This is a genomic window from Aphanothece microscopica RSMan92 (genome assembly GCF_046613545.2).
In the GTDB taxonomy this organism is placed as follows: domain Bacteria; phylum Cyanobacteriota; class Cyanobacteriia; order PCC-6307; family Cyanobiaceae; genus NIES-981.
The window spans coordinates 67,521-75,246 of record NZ_JBKKKY020000010.1 but is presented as its reverse complement, the minus strand read 5'-3'; the positions used below and the strand labels follow the sequence as shown (position 1 = coordinate 75,246).

Annotated in this window: 9 protein-coding genes; 3 read left to right on the top strand and 6 right to left on the bottom strand. The window is 69.7% G+C overall.

Features of this window, described 5'->3' with window-relative positions; translation table 11 throughout:
* From ACLD7X_RS04730 to ACLD7X_RS04710, 5 genes are all read right to left on the bottom strand, one after another.
* The coding region (locus ACLD7X_RS04730) for a hypothetical protein (protein ID WP_411422332.1) at positions 1-313 on the bottom strand (313 nt) is incomplete at its 3' end.
* Positions 310-1,569 carry a nickel pincer cofactor biosynthesis protein LarC gene (larC, locus tag ACLD7X_RS04725; protein WP_411422331.1) on the bottom strand — a complete coding sequence of 420 codons (1,260 nt, stop codon included), beginning with the start codon at positions 1,567-1,569 and terminating at the stop codon, positions 310-312. The genes ACLD7X_RS04730 and larC, both read right to left, overlap by 4 nt.
* On the bottom strand, positions 1,569-2,231 hold the full coding sequence (locus ACLD7X_RS04720) for a hypothetical protein (protein WP_411422330.1): 663 nt from the start codon (positions 2,229-2,231) through the stop codon (positions 1,569-1,571). The genes larC and ACLD7X_RS04720 overlap by 1 nt, the downstream gene beginning before the upstream one ends.
* Positions 2,228-2,980 (bottom strand): DUF554 family protein, encoded by a 753-nt coding sequence (locus ACLD7X_RS04715; RefSeq protein WP_411422329.1) that lies wholly within the window; start codon positions 2,978-2,980, stop codon positions 2,228-2,230. Before ACLD7X_RS04715 ends, ACLD7X_RS04720 begins: the two co-directional genes overlap by 4 nt.
* 1 nt (position 2,981) lies before the next feature.
* Positions 2,982-3,647 (bottom strand): hypothetical protein, encoded by a 666-nt coding sequence (locus ACLD7X_RS04710; RefSeq protein WP_411422328.1) that lies wholly within the window; start codon positions 3,645-3,647, stop codon positions 2,982-2,984.
* 100 nt (positions 3,648-3,747) lie between these two features.
* Here ACLD7X_RS04710 and ACLD7X_RS04705 point away from each other — a divergent pair, with 100 nt between their 5' ends.
* Entirely contained in the window at positions 3,748-4,593 is an 846-nt protein-coding gene (locus tag ACLD7X_RS04705) for a tetratricopeptide repeat protein (protein ID WP_412006839.1), read from the top strand.
* Here ACLD7X_RS04705 and ACLD7X_RS04700 read toward each other — a convergent pair.
* The gene (locus ACLD7X_RS04700; RefSeq protein ID WP_412006838.1) at positions 4,535-4,900 is read right to left on the bottom strand and encodes a hypothetical protein; all 366 of its coding nucleotides are present in this window, start codon (positions 4,898-4,900) and stop codon (positions 4,535-4,537) included. The genes ACLD7X_RS04705 and ACLD7X_RS04700 overlap by 59 nt on opposite strands.
* Positions 4,901-4,951: 51 nt before the next feature.
* Here ACLD7X_RS04700 and xth point away from each other — a divergent pair, with 51 nt between their 5' ends.
* Together xth and ACLD7X_RS04690 are read left to right on the top strand one after the other, a co-directional pair.
* Positions 4,952-5,812 (top strand): exodeoxyribonuclease III, encoded by an 861-nt coding sequence (gene xth / locus ACLD7X_RS04695; protein WP_411422325.1) that lies wholly within the window; start codon positions 4,952-4,954, stop codon positions 5,810-5,812.
* Positions 5,813-5,980: 168 nt separating this feature from the next.
* Complete coding sequence (locus ACLD7X_RS04690; protein ID WP_411422324.1) at positions 5,981-7,717, top strand: alpha/beta hydrolase; 1,737 nt, start codon at positions 5,981-5,983, stop codon at positions 7,715-7,717.
* Positions 7,718-7,726: the final 9 nt, after the last annotated feature.

Here is a 7,726-nt window from a genome sequence, read left to right as displayed (position 1 = left end):
GCGCCAGCTGGGCCCAGCGGGGACGCAGGCCCAGCCAGCGCAGCACGACACCCTGGCCAAGACCATTGGCCACCAGGCTGAGCAGGCTGAAGCCCACCCCCAGCACCATCCAGAGCCAGCCCTGCAGATCCAGGCGGAGCTCCAGCATCTGGCGGCCATGGCCCTGCAGGGCCGCCAGCAGGAAGCCCAGGCTCAACAAGGTGATCCAGAGGCCGAGCCCCCCCGGGGGGGCGGGCAGGCGGGCCAGCCAGCGGCCGGCTGCCTTCGGCAGACCCTGGCCCCAGCGCACCGCGGCCTCCAGCCTTGCCCTCATCGCCAGGTCACTCCTGAAGCGGCATCGCCGGCATCATCCCAGGAGGACGCGGCCGGCGTTCCAGGATCCAGCAAAGCCTGGTTGACCACGGCCCGCACCTGATCGAGGGCCAGATCGTGGGCGGCCGCGAGCTGCAGCAGATCCTCATGCTCGGGCTTGCCCCGCCAGCGCCCATCCGGCAGCAGGGCCTGCTTCAGCCGCACCGGCCCCAGCGGGGTCTCGAGCCGCAGCGCCCGGCGGGGAAGCACCCAGCGCTGCTGCACCTGCTCCCGCAGCCCCAGGCTGGTGCTGTGCCGCCACCACAGGGCCCGCAGGCGCTCGCCGGCCTCGAGCGGCACCAGGGCCGTGACCAGCCAGGCCGGTCGCCCCTTCTTCATCACGATCGGCTGGCAGAAGACCTCCAGGGCCCCGCCCTGGCGCAGGCGATCCTGAAGGGCGGCCAGGTCTTCCGGCGTGGCGTCATCGATCTGGGCCTGCTGCACCAGCAGGCTCTCGCGCAGTGGTTGGGTCGCCCCCTCCGGGGTGAGGGTCTCGGCCAGCACCAGCCGCAGCAGGTTGGGGCGATCGAGTTCCCGGCTGCCGAGTCCCACCCCCACCTGGCGGGGGACATGGGCGGGCGGCAGGGCGAAGCGATCCGCCCAGCAGGCCGCCAGGGCCAGCCCGGTGGGCGTGGTGAGCTCGGCAGGGGGAAAGCCCTGGGCCGAGGCCAGCGGGATCGCCCGGCGGCGGGCCATCTCCAGCACCGCCGGAGCCGGCACCGGCAGCGTGCCATGGGCTGTGGACACCGTGCCGTGCCCGGCCGGCGGTGGGGTGGATTCCAGCCGGTCGATGCCGAGATGGCTCAGGCCGGCACAGACCCCCACCACATCCACCAGTGCATCCAGCGCTCCCACTTCGTGGAAATGCACCTGCTCCGGGGCATGGCCATGGACGGCGGCCTCGGCCTCCGCCAGCAGGGTGAACACCGCGATCACGCGCGAGCGCAACGCTTCAGGCCAGGCGGCCTGTTCGAAGCAGCGCCGCAGGGCCTGCCAGGTGCGAGGGGGCGGATCGTTCGCGCCGCCCAGCACCTCCAGATGCAGACCGCGCAATCCAGCGCTGCGTCGCTCGGTGATCTCCAGGGCATAGGCACCGCCGTAGCCAAGGGCGGCCAGAGGCCTGTGGATCACCTCCTCCGGCACCCCCAGATCGAGCAGGGCAGCCAGCAGCATGTTGCCCGCCAGGCCGGTCGGGCAATCCAGCAGGGCCAGGCCCATCAGCCGGCCTCCGGCCCTGGGGGCTGGGATCGGGAGGGGCGTCCGAGGCGGGGTGCCGCCTCCAGAAGACGTTCGGCAGCGGCCTCGAGATCGGGTCGTCGCTGCCGCAGGGCCTGGTCCACCTCGCGGCGGGCCCGCCGCTGTTCCCGCTGGGCGGTGTCGACGTCGTGGCCGGAAAGGCCCCAGAGCCGGCCCAGCAGAGCCCGATCATCGGCGCCACCCTCGCTGGCTCCGTAGACGAGCTGTTCCGCCGCCATGCCGGCCTGGAGCACCCGGCTCCAGCGGCGCAGATCCTCCAGGGCCAACTTGGCACTGGCCGGCGGGTCCAGTTCCGTGGTTCCACCGGAGCTGAGGCCCGCCCGCAGGCAGGCCAGGCTGCCCACCAGCACCTGGCGCACCGGCATCGCCTCCTGCGAGGCCACCAGCACATGGCCGGCTTCATGGATCGCGATGCGCCGCAACCGCAGCGCACCACCCGGCAGGGCCTCGGCGAGCAGATGGCCGCCGCGGCCACCGAAGCGGGCCGCATCCACGGTGAGGCCCCCGAGCGCGAGGCCGGCGACCAGGGCGATCACCCAGGGCGGCAGACCCAGCAGGGGGCCGAACACCGCCAGCAGGCTGATGACGGCCACGGCCACCCCCGCAAGCAGGGGAGAGGTCACGGCTGGATCCCCCAGCCGAGCGCCGGGGCCAGCACCAGCGCCGCCAGGCCGTTCACCACCGAGGGGTGGGGCAGATCGAGCAGGTCCAGCGCCAGGGCCAGCACCAGCAAGCCGCCGACCGCACTGGTGAACAGCAGCAGCGGAGAACCGCTGGGGTCCATGACACCGCCGGCCAGCACCATCCCGAGGCCCGAGAGCCCGAGCTGGAGCACGGCCAGGGGCACCAGAACCCAGAGCAGCACCAGTCCCACCCCGGAGGCCAGCACGGCCGCGCTCAGGCCATCCAGACCAGCTTTGACCAGCAGCAGGGAGGGATCGCCGAGGGCTCCGTTCCGCAGACAGCCCAGCAGGGTGATCGGCCCGATGCAGAACAGCACGAAGGCCCCCGAGACGATGTCCGCAGGGGAGCGCTCGCCGCCATCCGCAGGCGAACGGCCTCCGCCGGGGGCGGCGAACCTCAGCAGCCAGCGATCCAGCCGGCGCTGCAGACCCACCAGCTCACCGAGCCAGGAGCCGAGCACCAGCACGACCAGGGCAGCCAGCACCGCCGGGAAGGCACCCAGCCGGAGATCCCACAGCGGTTGCACCATCTGCAGCGCCAGCAGCAGCGTGATGATGCCGAGCCAGCGCTGCCACTGCAGCCGGATGGCCGCGGAGAGGTGACCGCCCAGGCCTACCCCGAGCAGGCTGCCCGCCAGGACGGCCAGCACGTTGATCCAGGTGCCACTGGTGGCCTCCCAGAAAACCATCTCAACGGGCGGGGCGACTCACCGCCGTGCGGGGACCCGAGCGGCGCGGCGCGGGCTTGCCGGCTTTGCCGCCAGCCTCCCGTCGGGTCTTGCCCCCCCGGTTACCGCGCTGGACGACGGGCTCGAGCACCTCGCACTGCTCGAGCTGGAGCTCCTGGCCCTGGCGGCGCAGGTTGAGGGAGACGAAATGGCGGAGGTGCTCCAGGGGAACCTCTCCCTTGAGCTGCAGCTTGAACGGCACCGGCCGGCTGCCGTCCCCGCGGGGCATCTGCCGCACCTTGACCACCAGGTCGCCAGTCTCCGGCCGGGTGTAGATCAGCTCGCCGCGCACCGAGAAGTAGTCGTCCCCCTCGGGGAGCTCGTCGGCGAGAGCCCCATCGGCCAGGGTGCTGGGCTCCCAGATGCCCACCATCTGAAGGTGGAGCCCCTGCTCCTCACGGGAGCGGGGGTACACCACCCAGAGGTGGGGTTGGCTGAGGTCCAGATGGCGCCGCATCAGGGTCAGCAGGCGGCCGAGCACGACGGCCTCGATGGCGGTGCCGTCAGCGGTCTGGATCGCCCCCCGGGTGAGCTGGTCGGGATCGGTCGGCACGTAGGTGCCGCGCACCACGCCGATGGCCCGGTACTGGAGCGGCTCGGTGACCGGCGGAATGGGGTGTTGGCGCATGGGGGCCAATGTAGGAGCCCCCTGGCTGGACCGCCCGCAGGCCGTGCCGGCGCAGGAGCCGCCGGGGCAGACTGGCCGCACTGCCCTGCCCATCGCGCCGATGCCCACCGCCCCGCGCCGTCAAGGTCCATGGCTGGGTGCCATGGCCGTGGTGCTGGCCGGTTCCTGCCTGGCGGCAGGGTGGTGGATCGGCCAGCTGCGCAGCGGCAGCGCGGCCGGAGGGTCCTCCCGCCCGGCGCTGGAGCGCCAGGCCGAGCAGCTGCGCCGCAGGCTCGACACCGGCGAAGCCAGCCCGGCCGAGCAGCAGCGCCTGCTCGAACTGCTGGTCGCCCTCGAGCGCAAGGCCGAAGCCACGCCCCTGCTGGAACGCCTCGCTGACCAGCAGCCGGACCGCTGGTCGCTGCGGCTGCTGCTGGCCGAGCTGCGCCGCGACCAGAACGACCGCAGCGGGGCCGAACGGGAACTGCGGCAGCTCCTCAACCAACGCCCCGATCAGGTGGAAGGGCTGCAGCTGATGGCCCTGATCCTGCTCGAGACAAATCGAGGAGCCCAGGCCCAGGCCCAGGTGGAGGCCGCCCTGAAACGGGCCACCAGCCCGAACCTGCGGAGCGACGCCGTGCCGATCGGCCTGCTGCTCGCCAACGTCATCCAGCGGCGCGGCGACATCGGCAAGGCGGAAGCGCAGCTGATCAAACTCACCACCCAATTCCCCAAGGACCCGCGCCCGCTGCTGGCCCGTGCCCTGCTTCAACAGGAGCGTGGGGATACCAAGGCAGCCCAGCAGACCCTCGCCCTGGCGAAGCAGCTGGGCGGCAAGGACGCGGAGGACCCCCGTCTCGATCAGGTGGCGGCCGCCTGGGGCCTGGAGCAGCTGCGGGTCAAACCGCTCAAGGGGCCTTCACCTGGGACGCCCCCGGCGAAGCCGTCTCCGAGTGGTAGTCCTTGAGGGCGGCATCCACGGCATCATCCGGAGCGGTCGCTTCATCCAGCGCGGTGGCCCGGCGGAGCCGGTTCATGAGGTCCATCGGGTTGGTCGCATCCAGCAGGTTGTTGTTGGTTCCGCCGGTGCCGTAATCCAGCTCGCGTTCCTGCTGGGGACTGCTGATGGTCTGGCCATAGCCGGCCTCCTGGGCCACGGCGCGACCGGTGGGAAGCAGCGCAGCTGCCGCCAGGGCCACCCCGCAACCGGCCGAGAGGACCGCATGCAGGACAGGGGTTCGCCCCTGGGGCAGGATTCCGGCCATACGGGCCATGGGTCGTCTCCTCGCCGATGAGCCCATGCTAATGGCCCTCCGCCGGTCGCCATGCGCATCGCCACCTGGAACGTGAACTCCGTCCGCACCCGCCTGGCGCAGGTGGTGGACTGGCTGCAGCAGGAGCGGCCGGAGGTGCTCTGCCTGCAGGAAACCAAGGTCACCGACGATCTCTTCCCCCGCGACGCCTTCGCGGCGCTGGGTTACCAGATGGCGATCAGCGGCCAGAAGGCCTACAACGGCGTCGCCATCCTCAGCAGCCTGCCGCTGGAGGACGTCCAGGTGGGTTTCGAGGCCCTGCTGCCCGAGGATCCGGAGGCCCCCGGCTTGAGTGAGCAGAAGCGGGTGATCAGTGCCCTGATCGAGGGGGTGCGGGTGCTGAACCTCTACGTGCCGAACGGGAGTTCGCTGCGCAGCGACAAGTACGGCTACAAGCTGGCCTGGCTGGCCTGCCTGCAGCGCTACCTGGCGGTGCAGGCAGGCCAGGGTGACCCTCTCTGCATGGTGGGCGACTTCAACATCGCCCCGGAGGACCGGGACATCCACGACCCGGAGCGCCTCACGGGAGGAATCATGGCCAGCGCCCTGGAACGGCAGGCCCTGGCGGCGGCGCTGGAAGGTCGGCTCAGCGACGCCTTCCGTCTGTTCGAACCGGAGGCGGGCCACTGGAGCTGGTGGGACTACCGCAGCGGGGCCTGGGACCGGGATCGGGGCTGGCGGATCGACCACATCTATCTCTCGGAAGACCTGCTGGCCTGCGCCACCGGCTGCGTGATCCACAAGGCCACCCGCGGCAACGACCAGCCGAGCGACCACGCTCCGGTGGTGGTGAACCTGGCCTGGTCGGCCGGGCAGGACGACGAGGATGGGGATGGCTTCAGCGATGGGGATGGGGATGGGCCGCCGCGCTGAACCAGTCCCCCCGGGCGAAACCGCGGAACCATCGGCTGGCAACGCTGCATCACCCGGTAGGCAACGCTGCATCAGCAGCTGAAGATTTCAAGATCGTTCCGGCCCTGAGGACCGCGGGTCCTCGGATCCCTAGTCTTCGGCTTCCTCCTCCACCGGGTGCGGCCATCCATGCCGATGCGTCACGTGTTTGCTCCGACGACGGGTCGGCCCGGCCACGCAGGCCAGCGGCGCCAACCAGACCGCCTGCGGCGATGGACGGCCAAGGCGCTGGGGCTTTCGCTGGTCCTGGCCACGGCGGGGCTGGCCGGCCTGCCCGCCAAGGCTTCCGAAACGCTGTCCTTCTCCTATGGCCCACTGATCCGCTCGCTGAAGGTCAGCTCGCTGCAGAAATTCGCTGCAGACGGCACGGTCGAGGACGATCTGGCCTTCTTCCTGTCCCTCGTCAAGCCTGAGGACTACCCGTCGCTGCGCAAGGCCCTGACGGAAAAAGCCGAGGTTGATCCTCTGCTCGTCTCGCGATTCTTCAACAGCAACATCGGCGAAGACATTCTCGAGCGCCTCGGCAAAGCCATCACCCTGTTGCGCGGCGGCAACGGCATGCCCATCCTGCGCGCCGCCCTGGTGAATGCCTCGTTCTCGCAGGATGGGCTCAGTCTGCTGTCGGTGCTGGAGCAGCTGCCGGCCAACATCCAGATCCATGGCGAGAAGGTTCTGGGCGCCGAGAAGGCCACCAAGCGGGTCATCGCCGCCACGGAACGGCTCGACACGGTGATGGGCCAGCTCACCGCAGAGGAAGCCAAGGGGGATGCCCCAGCCGACTTCGCGGCCCTGCCGGACCCCCGCAAGCCCGGCAGTCGGGCAGTGAGCAAGGAGGTGTGGAACCTCACCGACAGCCGCCGCAACCGCTCCTTCTACGTGGAGGTCTACCGCCCCACCAAGCCAGCAGCCGGGCCCCTGCCCGTGATCGTCTTCTCCCACGGACTGGGCTCGAGTCCGGAAGACTTCTCAGAGGTCATGCAGCAGCTGGCGTCCCACGGCTATGTCGTGGCCGCGCCGCAACATCCCGGCAGCGATGCCATCTGGTTGAAGGAGATGCTGCGGGGCTTGCACAAAGACATCTTCGACGTCCAGGAATTTTCGAATCGCCCCAAGGACATCAGCTTCGTCATCGACGAACTGGAGCGCCGCAATGCCAGCCGATTCAACGGCCAACTCGACCTCACCAAGGTCGCTCTGGCCGGCCATTCCTTCGGCGGCTACACCGTTCTGGCCCTGGGCGGAGCCACGGTGGATCGAGCCTTCCTGAAGGAAGAGTGCGAGCGTCCCTACGCATCCCTGAATGTTTCGTTGCTGCTCCAGTGCCAGGCCCTGAAGCTGCCCCCCGAGCAGCTCGCCAACCTCCAGGACAGCCGCACCGCCGCGGTGTTCGCCGCCAATCCCGTGAACCGCAGCATTTTCGGGAAGCAGGGCCTCGGCAACATCAAGGTGCCGGTTGTGATGGCCTCGGGCAGCTACGACCCGGCGACACCACCGGCCCTGGAGCAGGCTGCCTCGTTCACGTGGCTGAATGGGCCTGACAAATACTGGCTGATCGTGCAGGGGCAGGCCCATGTGAACTTCACCAAGATCGACCCCGGCATCAAGGATGCCATCGAATCCATGACCGACATCACCCTGCCCAGCCAGGGCCTGATCGGCAACTACATGAAGGGCGTGGCCCTGCCTTTCGTAGAAGTTTATCTGCGCAAGAACGACAGCTACAAACCTTATCTTCGGTCTTCCTATGCCGAATATCTCAGCAAGGATGAGCGCTTCAAACTCTTCATGGTCAGCGCAAGATCGTCACAGAAACTTTCCGAAGCCATTGAAGCCTTCCGAAAGGAGTATCCCGCGCCCAGGGATTAGGGGAAGGGA